The organism is Pedobacter steynii, assembly GCF_001721645.1.
Lineage (GTDB): Bacteria > Bacteroidota > Bacteroidia > Sphingobacteriales > Sphingobacteriaceae > Pedobacter > Pedobacter steynii_A.
This window is the reverse complement of the sequence record NZ_CP017141.1, coordinates 1,808,909-1,829,737: the sequence shown is the minus strand read 5'-3', so window position 1 is coordinate 1,829,737 and position 20,829 is coordinate 1,808,909. Positions and strand designations below refer to the sequence as shown.

The following is a 20,829-nucleotide window of genomic DNA, read 5'->3' as shown; positions in this document are numbered from 1 at the left end:
CAATGAAAACCCGGAAACTTCTATTTGCCCTGGTGGTGCTGCTCGGAAGTGGCCATGCGGGCTTTGCACAACAAAAACTGAGTTTGGAAGAAGCCATCAGTACTGCCTTAAAAAACAATTATGACATCCGGCTGGTTAATAATGAAATCCAGATTGCAAAAAATAATATCAACCCCGGCAATGCAGGAATGCTTCCTAAACTTACGGCCGATTACAGCAGAGGAGGCAGCAATCAGAATACGGTACAGACCCAAGCTACAGGAACAGAACGGAGAACAGACGGGGCGAGAAGCACCAATCAAAGCTATGGGGCAGCTTTAGGATGGACTATATTTGATGGTTTCCAGATGTTTGCCAATTACGACCGGCTTAAAGAATTGCAAAAATTGGGAGAAGTGAATGCAAAAGGAACAGTCATTGCCACAGTTGCCGATGTAATCAACGGCTATTATGCTTTAGTCAGACAACAGCAACTGGTCATGGCTACAGACACGGCACTCGACATTTCAAGGATGCGTTTAACCATAGCTAAAAACAAGCTGGAGATTGGAAGAGGCTCTAAACTGGATGTACTTTCCGCTACTGTAGATTATAATGCAGATACCTCACTTTATTTGCAACAGAAAAATGTGCTCAGAACAAATATGGTGACCTTAAACCAGGTTATGGCCAGAGACCTGAATCTGGTTTTCGAGGTAGATCAAAATATGAAAATAGAAAGGGATTTAAATTATACAGAGTTGTCTGGTCTGGCTCAGCAACTCAATCCTGCTCTACAATCCGCATTTATCAATAAAAAAATTGCAGAACTTAACCTGAAACAAGTAAAAGGGCAGCGCTATCCTACAGTGGGTCTGAACAGCGGCTACGAATTCTCTAACAGCACCAGCCCTACAGGCTTTAATACACAATTCAGGGCAAGGGGTTTCACTTATGGCGTTACAGCCAGCCTAAACTTGTTTAACGGCTTCCTGCAGCGCCAAAACGAGCGTAATGCAAAAGTAGAAATCAACACCACAGAACTGAATCTGGAAAAAGCAAGACAAGATATCAACGCGCAACTCCTTTCTGCTTATCAGAATTACCTGACCAATCTTGACCTGCTGAAAATAGAGAAGAACAATGTGGATATCGCGAAACAAAACCTGGACATCACGCTTGAAAAATACAGGTTGGGAAGTATCTCTCCATTGGAGCTAAGAGAGGCCCAAAGAAACTCCATTACAGCCATTACCCGATATCTGGATGCACAATATCAGGCGAAACTTACTGAAATCAGCTTAAAAGAAATCAGTGGCACTCTAAATATTCAATAAGATTGTTATTTTTAGCAAATGATTCTAGTAGCAGACAGCGGCTCCTCTAAAACTGATTGGATGGGTTATAGCCCGGAAGAGACGATCAGTTTTAGTACACAGGGTATTAATCCTTATTTTTTGAACGCGCATGATATTTTCAAGCTGTTTTCAAAGAAGAAGGAAATCGCATCTTATGCAGAAAAAGTAAAGGAAATATACTTCTTTGGAGCGGGTTGTTCTTCCCCGGATAAAGTCGAGGTGATCTCCAATGGTATTTCTTCTTTTTTCACTCAGGCTTATGTTTCGGTGGAACATGATTTAATTGGCTCTGCCTACGCTACCTGTGGTGATCAGAAAGGATTAACCTGCATTCTTGGAACAGGCTCTAATATTTCTTATTATGATGGAAAAAATGTACATAGTGGCGCTCATGGTTTAGGCTATGTTTTAGGAGACGAAGGTTCCGGGACTTTCTTCGGGCGAAAGCTCATTACCAATTATCTTTATGGGACTATGCCGACAGAACTAAGCGTAAAATTTGCACAGAACCATCAAATCGACAAGGAGACTGTAGTAACCAATCTCTATCAAAAACCATCTCCCAATACCTATCTTGCTTCTATCAGCCGTTTCATGGCAGAACATACAGACCACCCTTTCATTATTAATATTTTACGCGAAGGCTTTCAGGAGTTTGTAGACAGCAACATCAAAGATTATCCAAACTATAAAAGTCTGAACTGTCATTTTGTGGGCTCCATTGCTTTTTATTATCAGGATATCCTAAGAGAAGTTTGTTTAAACAATCAGGTGAAGGTAGGCAAAATCTATCAGAAGCCTATTGAAGGAATCTACAACTATATCCTTAGAAAAGAAGGAATTACAGTTTAATCAACAGGCGAAGCATGTCTTTATGTTGAATCCCGTTTTCAAAAATAGCTTCTTTATAATTCAGTAAAAAGAAATCTTTATCAATTCTGTCGGCTCTGAATCCGGCGCGTTGATAAAAAGCCAGCTGATAGCCAAAGGTACCAGTTCCAACTTCCACGCTTTTTCCTTTCAGTTCTTTTACCACCTCAAAAAGGTGCCGAAGTAATTCAGTACCGATTCCCTTATTTTGATATCCGGAAAGGACGGCAATATTTTTAAGCTCGTACTTACCATCTCCCAGGGGATACAGGATATAACCACCGACGGTTTCTCCCTCAATTTTGGCAATATAAACCAATGAATCCGGAAGGTACCCCAGGATACTTTGCTCTGCCGGATCTGCTAGCAGAAACAAATCCATTGGAATATGGTCATCTATTTTTGTAATCCTCATTTGCCTGCAAAAGTACGATTACACGGCTTGAGGTTCAAGCTCTGTTATTCCTATCCTTTTATTCATTTCTTTTCTCACCATCAGCGCAATCAATTCCAGCTTCTTCCGGTCTTCCTCTTTGAACACCCTCGGCTTCTTATCTACGATGCAAACTGCTCCTACTCTAAAACCTTCATTGGTCGTAATGGATGCCGCAGCGTAAAAGCGCAGACCTGATTCTCCGACAATCAGTGGGTTGGAGATCAGACAGGGATCCTGAATCAGGTCCTCAAACACCGTCACGCTGTCATTTAAGATCGCCAATGAACACAGGCTGACTTCACGGTCCACTTCCAGTCCGGCATGGCCGCTCTGATCCGCTTTCGTCCATACTTTATCCCGATCCACAAAGTTGATCATTGCAATAGGTGTATTCATCATTGTTGCTGTAAGGGCAGCAAGCTGATCAAATATAGGCTCAGTTTTAGTATATAGAATTTTATACTTTTTTAAATTTTCCAATCGGGCATCTTCATCCGACGGAACCAAGGTACTTCCTATGTTGTTTTCCAATTCATTAAAATCTAGTCATATATACTTTAACAATTACCATACCTATTGGGAGGCCTTATCTATTTGGCACACAGGATGAATTGGATCTTAAATACAAACAGAAGTTAATAAGGCATATCCGAGTGATTTCGCATTTTTTACCAATCAAAAACAAAAAAACGCAATAATCCGATATCAGAACCAGTAGATATGCAATAATTCCCGCTGATTTAACCCGGGTAATTTTTACTCACTTTGGTGATTAAACAGCCTATTTCACTACGCTATATTCATATTTCCCTATATATTATCCCATTTCTTTACCTGGCGCCCTCACACCCAAATCAGCTATAGAACTGAATATCAATTAAAAGTAAACAAAATCATCGATTTTCTTAAAAAAAACAAGTTTGCAAGCTATCTCTCGACTTTTTCGAAACCACTAAATTCCCATTCGTTCTTAACACTTTTAAGATAACTGACTTTATAATTTGCATCCGGAGGTAAGGTAAAATGAAAAACAAGTATTTTTTCATTGGGATCTTTAGGCAGGAATCCAGGAAGTAAGGTATCTGCAATCATTTTAATCTGTGCTTCAGTATGCATAAGCTGTTTTTGATGCAAAGGTAAAAGCCCCGGTCTGAATATTAAGAATTAATCTTGAATATTCAGACCGAGGCCTTTGATTGAGAACTTATTTTTAATTTTTGGTAACCTTGAATTCTGTACGTCTGTTTAATGCTCTCCCTGCGGGATTGTCTTTTCCATTTGAAAGCTTATTTGGAGCCACTGGCATAGTCATTCCATACCCCTTGCTCGTCATCCTGCTTTCTGAAATTCCTTTTGCAACGAGGTAATCTACACAGGACTTGGCCCGTCTGTCTGAAAGATCGAGGTTATAAGCCGGTGTTCCTTTGCTATCGGTATGAGCACTTAACTCAATTTCAATTTTAGGGTTGTCCACCATAATGGTGTACAGATAATCCATTTTTACTTTAGAATCTGCGGTCAGGTCCGCTTTGTCAAATTCATACAATACATCCTTAAGTACGATTGGTTTATCTTTTTCATACGGAGTAAGACAAATCTCTTCGCTGAACAGCGTATCCTTTTGCGCCAGCTGATCATAAGAATAGCTTAAGGTTTTGATAAAGTACTTCTCTTTCTCTGCAGTAATTTTTAGCTGACGATTAGAGTTGACCTTAAAATTATATTTCCCATCTGTTCCCGTTGTAAATTTAAACTGTTGCAGAGAGTCGGCAAGAGTTACCACTACATTTTCCAATGGTTTTCCAGTGAGACAATCTAAAATTGCACCTCTGATGCTCAGGTATTCACGTTTAACATGAAAGATTTCCAGACAACATAAAGACTCCCGGTCCGAACTGATATAACCTTCCTCATCCGAATCGTCGCGAGGTGTAAAATACAAGTCATCCTTAGAAGAGTTAAGTGGATATCCCAGATTTCTCGGTTCAGACCAGCTATCAAAATCTCCATCGCTTTCATAGAAATCGAAGCCCCCGAGCCCTACTCTGCCGTTACTGCTATACAACAACTTTTTATTCTTCACATTATAATATGGAGCTTCTTCATCTCCTGAAGTATTAACAGTATTCCCCATATTTACAGCCTGCCCCAACGAGCCGTCCGGGCGAATGGCACAATACCACAAATCGTATTTCCCCTGCCCACCTGGACGATCTGAAGAAAATATAAGGTATTTACCGTTTTTTGTTACTGAAGGCTGCATGGCATTGAACCCTTTCACATTAATATTGCCTCCAAGTTCTACTGGTTCAGACCAGTCTTTTCCTGTTTCGGAAGCCGAATTCAACTGATAAATTTTTCTGGTTTCTTTCGCGCTCCATCCCGTGATAAACATTACTTTTCCATTTGGAAGAAAAGCCGGAGTAGCCAATTCTTTATCTTTACTACTTGCCGGAATCTTCTTAACAGAAATGCTTTCTGTTAATGGGTTACCCGAAGTTTCATAAATCGCGTTTACATAGGGCGTCTGCCTTCTGGTTACTTTTGAACTATTTTTAGTGTCCGATAAAACGATGTTTTTACCCGCACTTCCAATTGGTCTGGAAGAGGTAAAATAAAAATTATTTCCTCTTAATAGCGGTGTATAATTAGAACCCGCCTGATTGATATCGTTCTTCAATCTCCCCAGCTTAAACAAGCGTGGATGGCTGACCTCATATAAAGCAAACCTGCAGGAAGCGATTTCAGTTTTAGCCCTTGCACTATACTCATCCTGAGCAGTGTACTTCTTTTGAAAAGTCTCAAAAGCATGAATCGCTTCCGTATAATTCTGATTAGCCCTTAAAGTGACCCCGTACCAAAAAGTACTCAGGATATATTTCGGGTTGTTAAAATCTTTAGCGATGGCATACCATTTCTCTGCATCGGTAAAGTTTTTATACTGCCTGAGAGATTCTGCCAACTGAAAGACACTATATTCATAGTCTTCTTTCTTTGGACTCTCCTGTTTCATTTTAGTTTCAAAGCCATAAGGCACTACGAAACCCGAGCTATCTGCTGAGATCTGCAGCGCTTTTTTATAATATTCTGCTGCCGCATAATATTCCTTATTCAGGTAATAGACATCAGCAACTCTTTTACTATTGGTTACAAACTGAGCACTGACAATATTGCTAAGCAGGCAGAGGACGAGTAATATTTTAAGTTTCATATCGCGTTATATTATAATCTTGGACAAAAGAAATTCGGGCCAACAATTCCTCTTCTTCTGGTAAATGAAATCGACAACTCCAATCCGCCCTGACTACGGGTAGATTTATTGAAGGAAGTATTAAAGTCATAACTCACACCAAACACCATGTTTTTAATATTAAGACCAAAGAAGGCAATTGCAGCATCATCGACCCGATAGTTTGTTCCAAACATGAGGTCAGCTTCCGGGTTTAACATTACTTTGGCATAAGCACCTATAGAGGTTTCTTTAGCATTTCCTTGTTTCATATACAATGCATTCGGGGTAATGTCCAGCATATCGGTCACTTTAACCCTCGCTCCGCCATGTACAGCATAACGGATCGGCATGCGTACATCGGTACCCAGAAATTTGTCGATCGGTCTGGTCAGATGAGCAGCCATTGCGCCTGCAAAGACGTTCACACGCTGATCTGGATTTCCATCAAAATACATTACTCCTGCATTGACATCAGGAACAAGTGTATTAGAGGAGGCAAAAGATTCGCTGATTCCAAAGTTCGGATCATAGCCGGTTACCGGGTTAAACTGACTACCCAATGTAATCTTGGAAGCGTCAAAACTCTTATTCAGAATTCCTGCCTGAACGCCGAAGTTTACCATATTTTGTCCGTTACGGCCAAAATGAATTCTATAGGCTGCAGAGGCCAGTGCACTCAGGTGGTTATAACTAATATCACCGGCATTCTGATTCAATACCATTGCACCAAAAGCGAGATTTTTAACGGGGGCCATATCAAATGACGCACCCCCGGTTAAATATGAATTGGAAATTGAGCCCCACTGCTGTTTAGCATTTATAGAGACCCTGTATTCACCATCAGTAACCCCGGTCAGCGCCGGGTTTAACCATAGTGGATGGGCGTAATACTGTGAGAAATGAGGATCAATCTGTGCGATAACCCTTTGCGTTCCTAAGCTTAAAAACGCGCCTGCTATTATAATTTTTACTAGGTTCTTCATAACAAATGTGTTTTATTATCTCAATAGGGTTATTGTTCCTTTTTTCGTTGTTTTGGTTCCATCATTAAATTCGGCTTCCAGTAAGTATACATATACTCCGTTTGGTTGAATGTCACCTTTATAAGTACCATCCCATCCATTCTGAACACTAAGAGATTCATAGATGAATTGTCCCCACTGGTTATAGACACGAAGCTTCATTTTGGCGATCGTATTTCCATACACGTATAACACATCATTCTTACCGTCATTATTTGGAGTGAATGTATTCGGGATAAATATCTGGTTGCCGAGTGGGTTCTCACTTTTCGAGTTCAAGCTTGAAGCATCGCTTAGCTGACAAGGTAATTGTCCTGTTGCTCTCACCCTGATGGTCACAGACTGATCTGGTTTCAGACCGCTGATTACATGTGTTAATCCTGCTGCACCCGAACTTGGCGCGCTCCAGGTTGTTCCTCCGTCAACAGAGACTTCATATCCTGTAGCACCAGCTACTGTAGCCCATGCAAAGGTCACACTTGTTGCGGTCGCCGACTGCACTGAAACAACAGGAGCAGTAAGTTTAGGCAGAATCGTGATGACAGCTGCAGTACGTGAAGTACTCACACATCCGGTAGCCGTGTTCACACTCTCTACATAGTAAGTAGTAGTAGCGGTCAATGCTGGTGTAGTAAAACTGCTTCCTTCAGCTAATGAAGTGCCTCCGGCTGCAGAGCTATACCAATGGTAGGTAAAGGCCGCATTTGGATTATTTACTGACAGTACAATTGTATTTCCGGAACATGAAGGATCAGTTGCCCCATTCACTGAAGCCGGTGCATCAGGCGAAACCTGTACCCTTACATTTACCGCAGTACGACTTACACTGCTACAAGTAGCAGTAGATGCGCCTACATAGAAAGTTCTGTTTGCAGTAATTACCGGTGTAGTAAAGTTAGCACCTGTTCCTAAAGCAGTTCCTTCTGTCGGATCAGCATACCAGCTATAAGTAACACCTGCTAACGGATTAGAAACGCTAAGCACAGCTGTGCTTCCGGGACAGGCATCAGCTATTGCCGAAACCACCGTTGGAACAGTAGGTTTAGTATTAACCGTAACTGTTGCTTTAACACGACCTGTTGCACTTCCACAACCTGAAGCACTCGTTGCAAGCACATAGTAGTCGGTAGTCACAGTTAATGGTCCTGTTGCCAGGCTTGAACCTGTACCTAATAACGTACCCCCCACCGCTGCACTGTACCATTGGAAAGTAATTCCCGGTTGTGGATTCTGGATATTAAGTGTTGTTCCATCTCCGGAACATATCGTTGCTCCGCCACCATTTGCAATGACTGGTACATTCGGTAAAGGATTTACAGTTACTGTAATTACTTTAGCCGTTCCCGGAAGGCTTTCACATCTATTGTTTCCTTTGACAGTTACGTAATAAGTAGTCGTTTCTGTAAGGACTTTTTCAAGTATTGTTCCCGTAAATACGGCATCAGTTAAAGCCGCATCACTATACCAGGTAAATACCGGATTGGTTACTGTAGTGCTGCTCGCGGTTAATTTAACAGTTGCACCCGCACACACAGGTAAATCTGCACCTGACACCACTACATCGCTTGCGGTGGCCGGAGGGTTTACAGTCAGGGTTACAATCTTAGCATTAGCAGTAGCATTCTCACATCTGTTGGCACCACGTACGGTTACATAATAAGTAGTCGTTGCGGTTAGTACCGGTTCAAATATTGCTCCGGTGAAAGCTACATTTGTTAAAGCTGCATCTTTATACCAGGTAAATACAGGGCTGGTTACTGTAGTGCTTGAAGCAGTTAATGTGGCTTTAGCACCTGCACAGAATGGAGCGCTGTTTCCTGTTACCGCAATATCGGCAGATGTAGCAGATGGATTAATGACTACCGTCACTACTTTAGCTCCTGCAGCCAGACTTTCGCATTTATTGGTTCCTCTAACGGTTACATAATAAGTAATGTTTGCAGTTAGTACCGGTTCAAACACTGGTCCTGTAAATACTGCATTTGTTAAAGCAGCATCTGTATACCAGGTGAATACCGGACTGGTTACCGTGGTGCTGCTCGCGGTGAACTTCGCTTTTGTTCCTGCACAGAACGGAGCATCGTTACCAGTAATAGCAACATCAGCCGCTGTAGCAGGTGGGTTTACAGTAATTGTTACCACTTTGGCATTAGCCGGATCATTAGGACATTTATTGTCTCCGCTAACCGTCACATAGTAAGTAGTACTTGCAGTCACTGTTGGTTCATAGGTTGCACCTCTGAACACTTCAGTTGTTAAGGCCGCATTACTGTACCAGATAAATACCGGGTTAGTCACAGTAGTTGAACTTGCAATTAGTTTTGCTTTCGCTCCTGCACAGAATGGTGTTCCGTTTCCGGTAACTGTAACGTCTGCAGCTGTTGCAGGAGGGTTTACCGTAATGGCAACTGCTTTCGCTGTACCATTCAGATTTTCACATTTATTTGCTCCTTTTACGGTTACATAGTAAGTAATGGCAGTGGTAATGGTTTTATCAAACACCGGTCCTGTAAACACTGCATTTGTTAAAGCAGCATCCGTATACCAGGTAAATACCGGATTGGTTACTGTAGTGCTGCTCGCGGTTAATTTAATTGTTACACCTGCACACACAGGTCCGCTTACTCCTGTCACAATTACATCTGAAGCAGTAGCCGGAGGGTTTACAGTCAGGGTTATAATTTTAGCATTAGCAGCAGCATTCTCACACCTGTTGGCACCACGTACGGTTACATAATAAGTAGTCGTTGCGGTTAGTACCGGTTCAAATATTGCTCCGGTGAAAGCTACATCTGTTAAAGCTGCATCTTTATACCAGGTAAATACAGGGCTGGTTACTGTAGTGCTTGAAGCAGTTAATGTGGCTTTAGCACCTGCACAGAATGGAGCGCTGTTTCCTGTTACCGCAATATCGGCAGATGTAGCAGGTGGGTTAATGACTACCGTCACTACTTTAGCTCCTGCAGCCAGACTTTCGCATTTATTGGTTCCTCTAACGGTTACATAATAAGTAATGTTTGCAGTTAGTACCGGTTCAAACACTGGTCCTGTAAATACTGCATTTGTTAAAGCAGCATCTGTATACCAGGTGAATACCGGACTGGTTACCGTGGTGCTGCTCGCGGTGAACTTCGCTTTTGTTCCTGCACAGAACGGAGCATCGTTACCAGTAATAGCAACATCAGCCGCTGTAGCAGGTGGGTTTACAGTAATTGTTACCACTTTGGCATTAGCCGGATCATTAGGACATTTATTGTCTCCGCTAACCGTCACATAGTAAGTAGTACTTGCAGTCACTGTTGGTTCATAGGTTGCACCTCTGAACACTTCAGTTGTTAAGGCCGCATTACTGTACCAGATAAATACCGGGTTAGTCACAGTAGTTGAACTTGCAATTAGTTTTGCTTTCGCTCCTGCACAGAATGGTGTTCCGTTTCCGGTAACTGTAACGTCTGCAGCTGTTGCAGGAGGGTTTACCGTAATGGCAACTGCTTTCGCTGTACCATTCAGATTTTCACATTTATTTGCTCCTTTTACGGTTACATAGTAAGTAATGGCAGTGGTAATGGTTTTATCAAACACCGGTCCTGTAAACACTGCATTTGTTAAAGCAGCATCCGTATACCAGGTAAATACCGGATTGGTTACTGTAGTGCTGCTCGCGGTTAATTTAATTGTTACACCTGCACACACAGGTCCGCTTACTCCTGTCACAATTACATCTGAAGCAGTAGCCGGAGGGTTTACAGTCAGGGTTATAATTTTAGCATTAGCAGCAGCATTCTCACACCTGTTGGCACCACGTACGGTTACATAATAAGTAGTCGTTGCGGTTAGTACCGGTTCAAATATTGCTCCGGTGAAAGCTACATCTGTTAAAGCTGCATCTTTATACCAGGTAAATACAGGGCTGGTTACTGTAGTGCTTGAAGCAGTTAATGTGGCTTTAGCACCTGCACAGAATGGAGCGCTGTTTCCTGTTACCGCAATATCGGCAGATGTAGCAGGTGGGTTAATGACTACCGTCACTACTTTAGCTCCTGCAGCCAGACTTTCGCATTTATTGGTTCCTCTAACGGTTACATAATAAGTAATGTTTGCAGTTAGTACCGGTTCAAACACTGGTCCTGTAAATACTGCATTTGTTAAAGCAGCATCTGTATACCAGGTGAATACCGGACTGGTTACCGTGGTGCTGCTCGCGGTGAACTTCGCTTTTGTTCCTGCACAGAACGGAGCATCGTTACCAGTAATAGCAACATCAGCCGCTGTAGCAGGTGGGTTTACAGTAATTGTTACCACTTTGGCATTAGCCGGATCATTAGGACATTTATTGTCTCCGCTAACCGTCACATAGTAAGTAGTACTTGCAGTCACTGTTGGTTCATAGGTTGCACCTCTGAACACTTCAGTTGTTAAGGCCGCATTACTGTACCAGATAAATACCGGGTTAGTCACAGTAGTTGAACTTGCAATTAGTTTTGCTTTCGCTCCTGCACAGAATGGTGTTCCGTTTCCGGTAACTGTAACGTCTGCAGCTGTTGCAGGAGGGTTTACCGTAATGGCAACTGCTTTCGCCGTACCATTCAGGTTTTCACATTTATTTGCTCCTTTTACGGTTACATAATAAGTGATAGAAGCAGTAATGGTTTTATCAAACACCGGTCCTGTAAACACTGCATTTGTTAAAGCAGCATCCGTATACCAGGTAAATACCGGGTTGGTTACTGTAGTGCTTGAGGCAGTCAGTTTAATGATTGCACCCGCACAAACCGGTCCGCTTACTCCGGTCACAATTATATCTGAAGCAGTAGCCGGAGGATTTACAATCAGGGTTACAATTTTAGCATCACCAGCTGCATTTGCACATTTATTTGATCCGCTAACCGTTACATAGTAAGTAGTCGTCGCAGTCAATACCGGTTCAAACACTGGACCGGTAAAGGCTACATCTGTGAGAGCTGCATCTTTAAACCAGGTAAATACCGGGCTGATTGCTGTAATACTGCTGGCAGTTAATATCGCTTTCGAACCTGCACAGAATGGTGCATTATTTCCAGCAACCGCAATATCAGCAGCTGTAGCAGGCGGGTTAATGACTACCGTTACCAATTTAGCACCTGCTTTTAGGTTTTCACATTTATTTGCTCCTCTTACCGTTACATAATAAGTAGCGCTTACACTCAATACCGGTTCAAATACTGGTCCGGTAAAGGCAACATCTGTAAGATCTGCATCGTTATACCAGGTAAACACCGGGCTCGTTACTGTAGTACTGCTTGCGGTAAATTTCGCTTTTGTTCCTGCACAGAACGGAGCATTATTTCCGGTAACTGCAATGTCTGCAGCTGTGGCAGGTGGATTCACAGTAATCGTTACCACCTTAGCATTGGCAGGGTCGTTAGGACATCTGTTGTCTCCGCTAACACTTACATAATAAGTAGTACTTGCGGTAACTGTTGGTTCATAGATTGCTCCTCTAAATACTTCCGTAGTTAAAGCGGCATCACTGTACCAGATAAATTTAGGATTAGTTACCGTTGTTGCACTGGCAGTTAGTTTTGCTTTTGTTCCTGCACAGAATGGGGTTCCGTTTCCTATAACTGTAATATCTGCAGCTGATCCCGGGTTGTTCACCGTTATGGCAACTACTTTAGCGTTGGCTGGTAAATTAGGGCATTTGTTTGATCCGCTAACCGTTACATAATAAGTAGTTGTTGCAGTAACTGTCGGCTCATAGATTGATCCTCTAAATACTTCTGTAGTTAAAGCGGCATCACTGTACCAGATAAAAGTAGGATTAGTTACTGTTGTAGTGCTTGCTGTTAAAGTCGCTTTAGCGCCTGCACAGAATGGAGCTCCATTTCCTGTAACAGCAAGGTCTGCAGCTGTTGCAGGAGGATTAACCGTCAAGGCAACTGCTTTTCCGTTACCTGAAGCATTTGTACATTTATTATCGCCGAAGACACTGACATAATAAGTCACATTAGCCGTAACAGTAGGCTCGAAGATAGCTCCTCTGAACACTTCTGTAGTTAAGGCTGCGTCACTATACCATACAAAAGTAGGATTGGTTACCGTAGTACTACTTGCGGTCAGTTTTGCTTTACTGTCTTTACATAGTGGAGTTGCTGCTCCTGCTACGATCACATCAGCCGGAGTCGCTATTGGTTTAACAACAAGTGTAATTTTTGTACGGGCAGCTGTACTGATACATGAATTCGCATTTGAGGCTTCTACATAGAAATTATAGGTTCCAGGTGCAAGCGTTGCAAGCGTAGTATAAGTATTTGTGTTAGATGCCAGTTTATTTCCTGCAGTAAGCGCATCAAACCAGTTATAAGTTATTCCCGCAACCGGAGTTACAGCCAAAGTAGCTGGTGTATTAAAGCAAGTTGATTTTGGATTACCGGCCACTTCTACTGGTGCACCCGGTGCAGCCAATATCGTTACCGTAACTTTAGTTTTTGTACTCACACAACCATTGCGGCTAGCAGTTACAAAATAATCATGGGTTCCTACAGCCAATGTCGTCTCTGTAAGGAAGGTTGCTCCTGTTCCTACTGAAGCAGGTGCAGTGCCTTTATACCAGGTATAAGTTGTTCCTGTTGCAATCGGATTCTGAACGCTTAAAGTAGCGGCAGTTCCCAGACAGGCAGAAACATTTGCACTTAACACTGTTGGGGCAACCAGTATACGTCTGGCATAATTGAAATCAAGTGTTGATAAAACTGAAGCCAGACCTGATCTCAATCTGAGCTCAACCCCGTCAAACTGTTTCTGAGGAACAAAAGAAATAGTTGCTCCGCTATTATCGCTAAGTAAATCCAGTTTGATCAATGGATTGCTATCACTAACCATCATCATATCATTGTTGCTGGTCAGGTCTTTATACGTTGTAATTTCTATAGAAGGTAAAACTGCTAATGAAAGTAGTTTACCAGGAGAGGTAATACGAATACGAACAGTGTCACCGATAACTGAAAGTCCGGTAAAACCTACATGTTGATAAGTCGAAGCACCAAGAGCACCAACAGACATTACCAATGAAGAAGCAGTGGCAGAGCTCAGGTCAGTAGCCAGTGTAGGATTAAATACTCCTGCCAGTAGGGCAACGCCATCTACTCCGTCTCTTTTTCTGATCGTTGCCACTTCGCAAGCCAGGTCATTGTTAGGATCAACAGCAGGCAACACGGTTACCGTAACAGTGGCACGTGTGGTGGAAGTACATCCGCCTGCGATTTCTGCTGAAACATAATAAGTAAATACAATCGGTGTAGTTCCTGTATTGATTAATGGAGCAGTAACATAATTAGCTCCGGTATAAACCGGGATAACTGATCCTGGTGCATCGTACCATTTAAAGATAACACCCGCGGTGCTGGACGTAGCAGTTAATACTGCCGGAGAACCAGAACTCACGATTGCATCAGCCGGAGTAATCACCGGCTGATCCAAGCCATTCACGGTAATCTGTGCAGTTGCTTTAGCAGCAGAAGCTACGTTACAGGCAGTAGATACTGCAGCTACCTGGTAGCTGATATTTGCAGTTAACGCAGGACTGATGAATGTTATTCCTGTTGCCAGCTCTGTAGTTCCTGTTGCATCATACCATTTATAAGTAATTCCGGCAAGTGGATTTTTTACCTCCAGGGTAACCGTACTTCCCACACAGGTATTCACAGAAGCCGTTACCAGCTCAGGGACAGCAGGTGCTGGTGTTACCGTTACCACCACCTTGGTTTTATAGCTTGTACAACCTGAGGCAGTATTTGCCTCAACATAGTATGTTGTATTTGCTGCTAAAGCCGGAGTAGTAAATGTTGTTCCGGTAAATAACAACGTTGCTCCGGTAGAATTGTACCATTTATAAGTAATACCGGCATTTGGATTTTTAACAGTTAATGTAGCAGTTTGAGTTGCGCAAATTGCAGGGGCAGGAACGACCAGTTCCGGTGCTACTAAAACGCGTCGTGCATAATTCACATCAACAGTAGAAAGGACACCTGCAAGACCAGAATTTAGACGTACTTCTACCTGATCGAAGGGAGCAGTTGGCACAAAACTAACCAATGCCTGGCTATTGTTGCTCAACAGTTCCAGAGAGATCAGATTATTATTCAAAGAAACGGCATCATTGTTACTGGTTGCCCCGTTATAAGTTCCAACCTGAATGCTGGATAATAATCCAAGAGTCAGGAGTTTACCCGGCGCATTTAACAATACTTTAACGGTATCACCAGGACTGGAAACCGAACCGAATCCTAGGCGTTGATAAACCGAAGCACCCAGAAGTCCAACCGGCATAACCAGTGACGAACCTGTTCTGGTGTCATTATCGATGGCCAGTTGCGGATTGAAGATTGCTGAAAGTAATGCTACTCCAACCACATTATGTGTTTCTGTAATTGCAGCAACACAAGGAACCGGACTTGGCAGACTATTGTCTACGGAAATAGTTACCTGTACACGGCTTGCAGAAACGCAACCCGTTGCATTTGATTTGGCTTCTAGATAATAAGTAGTGGTTGCCGTAATTGGTTCGGTAACATAAGTCGGACCAGTATATGTTGGCGTTGTTGCCGTTGCTGAAGTAAACCAGTTAAAGGTCACATCTGCATCTGGCGAAGTTGCATTTAAAATCACAGTCTGACCAGGCGCAACTGTTGTTGCTGAGGCCTGAATCTGTGGTAATGTTACAATTGGATTCACAGTTACCGGAACTGCTGTACGTGTAGAGACTCCGCATCCTGGATTCGCAGCTTCTACATAATAGGTTGTATTAGCTGTTAGCGCAGGTGTAACAAAAGTACTTCCGGTAAAGATTGAAGTGCCTCCTGTCGCTACAGTATACCAATTGTAGTTTACTCCCGTTACCGGGGCATTTACTGCAAGGCTGGCTGTAGAGCCATGACATATCGGCAATACCGTTGCAAGTACCGGTGCTGTCGGAGCAGGCGTTACGGTTACAGTAACCGGCACGCGTTCCACATTAGCACAACCAGCTTTACTTACCTCAATATAATAAGTCGTAGTTGCATTAAGCACAGGAGTAGTGAAGGTCTCACCTGTAGCCAGTGCAGTTCCACTGCTTGCAGTAGCGTACCATTTTAAAGTAGTACCTCCGTTTGCAGTGGCACTTAAAGTAGTTGTATTTCCTGCACAAATCGTTTGGCCGGTTGTTGCAACTGTTGGGTTAGGATAAATTATGGAAGCTCCATAAATTCTATAACTGCTCAATAAACCAACTACAGATCCGAAACGGATTTCAACAGCATTATAAGCGCCGGTTGCAGGGAATGTAGCCTGGAATCTGTTTCCACTTAAAAGCTCAAGGTTTAATAAAGAAGAATTCAGTGGATAAGTTTTAACGATAGTTGTACCGTTATAGACGGTAATTGTAGCTCCGTTCAATAAATTGATATCAGCCAGACCAACCGGAGTTTCAATATCTACACGGATACTGTCAGTACCTGTACCCTGATTTGGAAACATCAGTTTCTGATAACCTACTCCAGCTACGTTAACCGCAAGGTTAATGGTAGTAAATGTTGCTGGATCGGCATCTATAGATCCTGATGGGTTAGTGATTCCACAACCTACACAAAGCAGAGACTCAATAGCTGTAGTCTGACTGGTTGCAGCATTACAGTTAGGATTAACCGGACCACTTGTTACCGTCACAGTAACCGGGACCCTGGTTGCACTCACACAACCTGTGCTGTTTGCAGTTTCTACATAATAGGTTGTAGTGGTATTTAATACCGGTGTGGTAAAGCTCGTTCCTGTTCCTAATGCGGCACCACCAGTTGCAGCAGCAAACCAGCTAATGGTATTTCCTGCCTCAGCGGAAGCTTGAAGAGTTGCTGTTTGTCCCGCACTGATTGACTGATTAGCAGAAACTACTGCTAATGCCGGAGTTGGACGTGCTGTTACGGTAACAGCCGTACGGCTACTCACAGCTGTTCCGGAAACTGCCTCTACATAATAAGTAGTGTTGGCAGTTAGCGTCGGAGTAGTATAGGTAGGTCCTGTAAATATAGGTGTACTTCCTGTTGAAGCATACCAGTTATAGGTTACTCCAGGAAGAGTATTCGTTACATTAAGTGTTGCAGTACTTCCAGAACAAATGCTGGCTGATGCCACAACTGGTGCATCAACTTTTACCTTAACTGTAAAAGTTGTCGTGGTTGAATTATTAGCTGCATCTTTTGCCGTTACTGAGAAAGTAAATGTTCCTCCTGTTGTTGGCGTACCGGTAAGTTTGCGCGTGATTGGATCAAAACTCATTCCCGGAGGAAGATTTGCAGCAGTATAAGTATAAGGTCCTGTCCCTCCTGTCACTTCAGGTAGCGTTTGTTCTGTATAAACAGTTCCAACCGTACCATCAGCTAAGGCCATAGTAGGCAGAGATAACGCTCCGATTACTCTTAGAGAATAAGTGTTACTCGCGGTAGTGCCGGCATCATCAGTTACCGTTACTGTTATACTATATAAACCTGATTGAGTAGGCGTCCCGGAAATTACACGGGTAACCGCATCAAAGCTCAATCCCGGAGGAAGGTTTGTTGCGGCATAGGTATAAGGTGCCGTTCCCCCGGTTGCAGCAGGAATAGGTTGCGAGGTATACCCCACATTCACATTTCCATCCGCAAGTGTTGCCGGAGGTAGAACCAATGGACTTCCAACAACAATAGTATAGTTTGTTGTAATTGTTTTTCCGTCACCATCCGTTACAGTAACAGGAATGGTATAGGTTCCAGCCAGCGTTGGTGTTCCTGTGATTTCACGTGTATTTGGATTGAAGCTCAATCCAGGAGGAAGACTTGCTGCAGGAGCTGTATAAGTATAAGGTCCTATTCCACCTGTAGCAGCAGGTATAGCTTGTGTTGGATAAGGAATCCCTACCGTACCATTCGCAAGTGTAGCTGCAGGTAAAGCCAGTGGATCTCTGACAACAATAGTATAGTTTTCTGTTTTAGTGTTTCCGTTTGCATCGGTTACGGTTACAGGAATAATATAAGTTCCTGCCTGGGTCGGTGTTCCGGTAATTTCCCGGGTTGCCGGATTAAAAGCTAAGCCTGGAGGCAGGTTGGTTGCAACATAAGTATAAGGTCCCGTTCCGCCTATAGCTTCAGGAAGGGTTTGTACCGGATAAACAACACCTACCGTTCCGTTAGGAAGGCTTGCTGAAGGAAGTGATAAGGCATCGGTAACTGTTAAGTTAAATTCTGCAGTAGCCGTACAACCTTTACTGTCTGTTGCCAGCACTGAAAAAGTATAAGGTCCGGCAGCAGTAGGAGTCCCTGAAATCAGTCCGGTTGCAGAAAGTGTTAATCCTGCTGGTAATGTGCTACCTGGGGCCAGGGTATAATTAAATGCCGGCGTTCCTCCGGTAGCAACAGGAATTTGTTTTGAATAAGTTGAAGCAAGTGTGGCATTGCTTAAAGCTGCGGCTACAAAAACAATCGCCGGGTTTACCGTCACCGTAACAGGTATGCGTTGGGTATTTACACAAGTGCCTTTACCTACCTCTATATAATAGGTAGTTGTTGCAGTAAGTCCTGTTGGGGAAAAGGTATTTCCAGTAGCAAGAGCCGGACCACCTGTTGCCGCAGCATACCATTTCAAATCTGTACCACCATTAGGTGTTGCAGTTAGCGTGGTCGATGCTCCTGAACAGATAGCAAGTCCTGTACTTGCAATTGTAGGGCTTGGATAAATCACTTCTGCACCGAAGATATCAAGGGCAGTCACTGCTGATAGTACAGCACCGAAGCGGACTTCAACCGCATCATAATTTGCACCAGCGGGAATAGTTACTTTAAAGCGGTCTCCACCTGAAAGAGTGAGATGGATCAGCTCAGAATTCAGTTCATAAGATGCAACTGTAGCATCACCTTTTTTCACCAACACTGATATTCCTCCGATAAGAGAAAGATCAACGATATTTCCAGGTAACCTTAAATCAAGACGGATGCTATCTGTTGCTACACCTTCCGTAGGGAAAATCAATCTTTGATAACCAACCCCCAGTACCCCTACTGCAAGACGAATGCTACTAAAGTTCAGTGGGTCCGCATCTACAGAGAAATTAGGATCCGACACTTCACAGCCAATACAGATTCCCTGGATACCATTACTTTGGGCATTTGCGGATTTACAGGTTACACCAGGTGTAACATTCGTTACGATAACATTAACCGCAACTCTATTTTGACTCACACAACCACCTGCACTTTGTGTACCTACATAATAGGTTGTATTTTCAGTTAGTGGCGGAGTAGTGAAGCTGGTTCCGGTTGCAATCGGGCTTCCACCTGTTGCAACAGTATACCAGTTGATGGTACTCCCGGCTGTTGGCGCAGTTGCTGAAAGCGTTGCGGTTTGTCCGGTAGAGATATTTACGTTTGTTGAGGAAACCTGTGCATCAGCCGGCAGTGGGTTGACAATTACATCTACTTGTTGACGTGCACTAACACAAGCACCGATCACAGACTCTACATAATATGATTTGTTCGCTGTTAAAACCGGAGTTACAAAAGTCTCACCTGTAAATGCTAATGTTCCGCCAACAGCTGCATCATACCAACGGTAAGTTTCTCCGACTACCGGAGTACCAATTTGCAAAGTTGCTGTTGACCCGCTACATATCGGAGTAACTGCGGAGACTACGGGCAAGATTGGATTATTTACAGTTATACTCACCAGCTTACGTGGAGATTCATTTGTACATCCGGCTCTTTTTCCCGATACATAAAAATTATTGACACCAGTCACTAAACCTGAAGGGGTAAAACTTACACCTGCTGTTCCTGTGCCACCAATGGCCTGAGTATACCAGGTATAAGTTGCACCAGCTTCAGGACTGTTAATATTTAACACCACACCATCACCTGCACATGCTATTCCGCTAGCTGAAGCAGCACTATTGATATTGATGGTTGTTGGCAAAGCCATTGAACGCGAAACTTCATGAAGATTGATAGAATTTAAAAGACTGGCTATCCCTCCTATTCTTAACTGAACGCGATCAAAAGGAACTCCCGGAGCAAAAGTTAATACACCAATGCTGCTTCCCGGATTCAGGAGTTTGAGGTTAAGCAAGCCACCTGTCCCGGGGACGAGTCCATTACTGACGTTACCATTAAAAGTTTCAATAGCAACCGATCCCAGCAACTCAAGTGAAAGCAGTGTTGGACCTGATGAAACCAATAGTCTAACGGAGTCTGTCGCAGCAGACAAACCAGGAAATACAATGGTTTGCTGAGCATAGCCTACCAAACCTACTGCAGAACCTAAAGTGGAATAAGTACTTTCCACGCCATCTATTGCATTCAATGGATTTGAAACTCCTCCCAGCGCACCCACAGTTCCGGATATGCCATGCAATTCATCTATTGGCGCATCGCAATTTATATTAGTTGTATTCTTTAAAAAATAAGCATGATAAACATTTATAGAAGTCAAAGCCGCTAATGCTCCACCATCAACAATTACACGTACCCTATTATAAGCTGCTCCCGGCGCAGGAAGAAAGATTTCTGCCTGGTTTCCGTTAGCCAATAGGTTTAATAAGGCCGCTCCTGCATTTACAGCAGCACCCACGGGCGTATTGTTATTATATGCCTGAACTTTTATTGCCCCAAGAACATTAAGCTCTAGAACCGTTCCCGTAGATATTTTAACTACAGATCCGGTAGAACCTCCGGGCAGGTCTCCGGCAGGATATATCAATTCCTGATAAATTCCACCACCTAATAAACTGACACCTGCAGTTACTTTTGATGAAGTATTGATATCACCATCTGTTGCAGCAGGCCCGTTTACAATAGTACAAAGAAGGCAAATGCCAAAAGTACCATCCCCTTGGGTACTCGCATACACACGTTGTTTAGATTGTGCATACGAATTTAAATTTAAAAGCGTTAT

At 43.1% G+C, this 20,829-nt stretch carries 8 protein-coding genes; 2 read left to right on the top strand and 6 right to left on the bottom strand.

Annotation, left to right across the window (positions count from 1 at the left end):
- Positions 1 to 2 precede the first annotated feature (2 nt).
- Positions 3 to 1,316, top strand: a complete 1,314-nt coding sequence (locus tag BFS30_RS07525) for a TolC family protein (protein ID WP_069378721.1) — start codon at positions 3 to 5, stop codon at positions 1,314 to 1,316.
- An 18-nt stretch (positions 1,317 to 1,334) separates the two neighbouring features.
- Entirely contained in the window at positions 1,335 to 2,189 is an 855-nt protein-coding gene (locus tag BFS30_RS07520) for an N-acetylglucosamine kinase (protein WP_069378720.1), read from the top strand.
- On the opposite strand, the gene BFS30_RS07515 is transcribed toward BFS30_RS07520, so the two are convergent.
- The 6 genes from BFS30_RS07515 to BFS30_RS07490 form a co-directional block, all read right to left on the bottom strand.
- Positions 2,179 to 2,622: a GNAT family N-acetyltransferase gene (locus BFS30_RS07515; protein ID WP_208603040.1), complete on the bottom strand. Its 444-nt coding sequence runs from the start codon at positions 2,620 to 2,622 to the stop codon at positions 2,179 to 2,181. The genes BFS30_RS07520 and BFS30_RS07515 overlap by 11 nt on opposite strands.
- A gap of 18 nt (positions 2,623 to 2,640) precedes the next feature.
- A complete protein-coding gene (locus BFS30_RS07510) occupies positions 2,641 to 3,174 on the bottom strand; it encodes a GAF domain-containing protein (RefSeq protein ID WP_069378719.1) in 534 nt (177 codons plus the stop codon).
- A 396-nt stretch (positions 3,175 to 3,570) separates the two neighbouring features.
- Positions 3,571 to 3,759 (bottom strand): hypothetical protein, encoded by a 189-nt coding sequence (locus BFS30_RS07505; protein WP_069378718.1) that lies wholly within the window; start codon positions 3,757 to 3,759, stop codon positions 3,571 to 3,573.
- Between the two features lie 94 nt (positions 3,760 to 3,853).
- On the bottom strand, positions 3,854 to 5,854 hold the full coding sequence (locus tag BFS30_RS07500; protein ID WP_069378717.1) for an OmpA family protein: 2,001 nt from the start codon (positions 5,852 to 5,854) through the stop codon (positions 3,854 to 3,856).
- An 11-nt stretch (positions 5,855 to 5,865) separates the two neighbouring features.
- Complete coding sequence (locus tag BFS30_RS07495; RefSeq protein WP_069378716.1) at positions 5,866 to 6,858, bottom strand: PorP/SprF family type IX secretion system membrane protein; 993 nt, start codon at positions 6,856 to 6,858, stop codon at positions 5,866 to 5,868.
- 15 nt (positions 6,859 to 6,873) lie between these two features.
- Positions 6,874 to 20,784, bottom strand: a complete 13,911-nt coding sequence (locus BFS30_RS07490) for a putative Ig domain-containing protein (RefSeq protein ID WP_069378715.1) — start codon at positions 20,782 to 20,784, stop codon at positions 6,874 to 6,876.
- Between the last annotated feature and the right edge of the window lie 45 nt (positions 20,785 to 20,829).

Bases quoted from the DNA above. Each gene is read 5' to 3' on its own strand.
- BFS30_RS07525 (WP_069378721.1), top strand. From the start codon at position 3: ATGAAAACCCGGAAACTTCTATTTGCCCTGGTGGTGCTGCTCGGAAGT.
- BFS30_RS07520 (WP_069378720.1), top strand. From the start codon at position 1,335: ATGATTCTAGTAGCAGACAGCGGCTCCTCTAAAACTGATTGGATGGGT.
- BFS30_RS07515 (WP_208603040.1), bottom strand. From the start codon at position 2,622: ATGAGGATTACAAAAATAGATGACCATATTCCAATGGATTTGTTTCTG.
- BFS30_RS07505 (WP_069378718.1), bottom strand. From the start codon at position 3,759: ATGCATACTGAAGCACAGATTAAAATGATTGCAGATACCTTACTTCCT.
- BFS30_RS07500 (WP_069378717.1), bottom strand. From the start codon at position 5,854: ATGAAACTTAAAATATTACTCGTCCTCTGCCTGCTTAGCAATATTGTC.
- BFS30_RS07495 (WP_069378716.1), bottom strand. From the start codon at position 6,858: ATGAAGAACCTAGTAAAAATTATAATAGCAGGCGCGTTTTTAAGCTTA.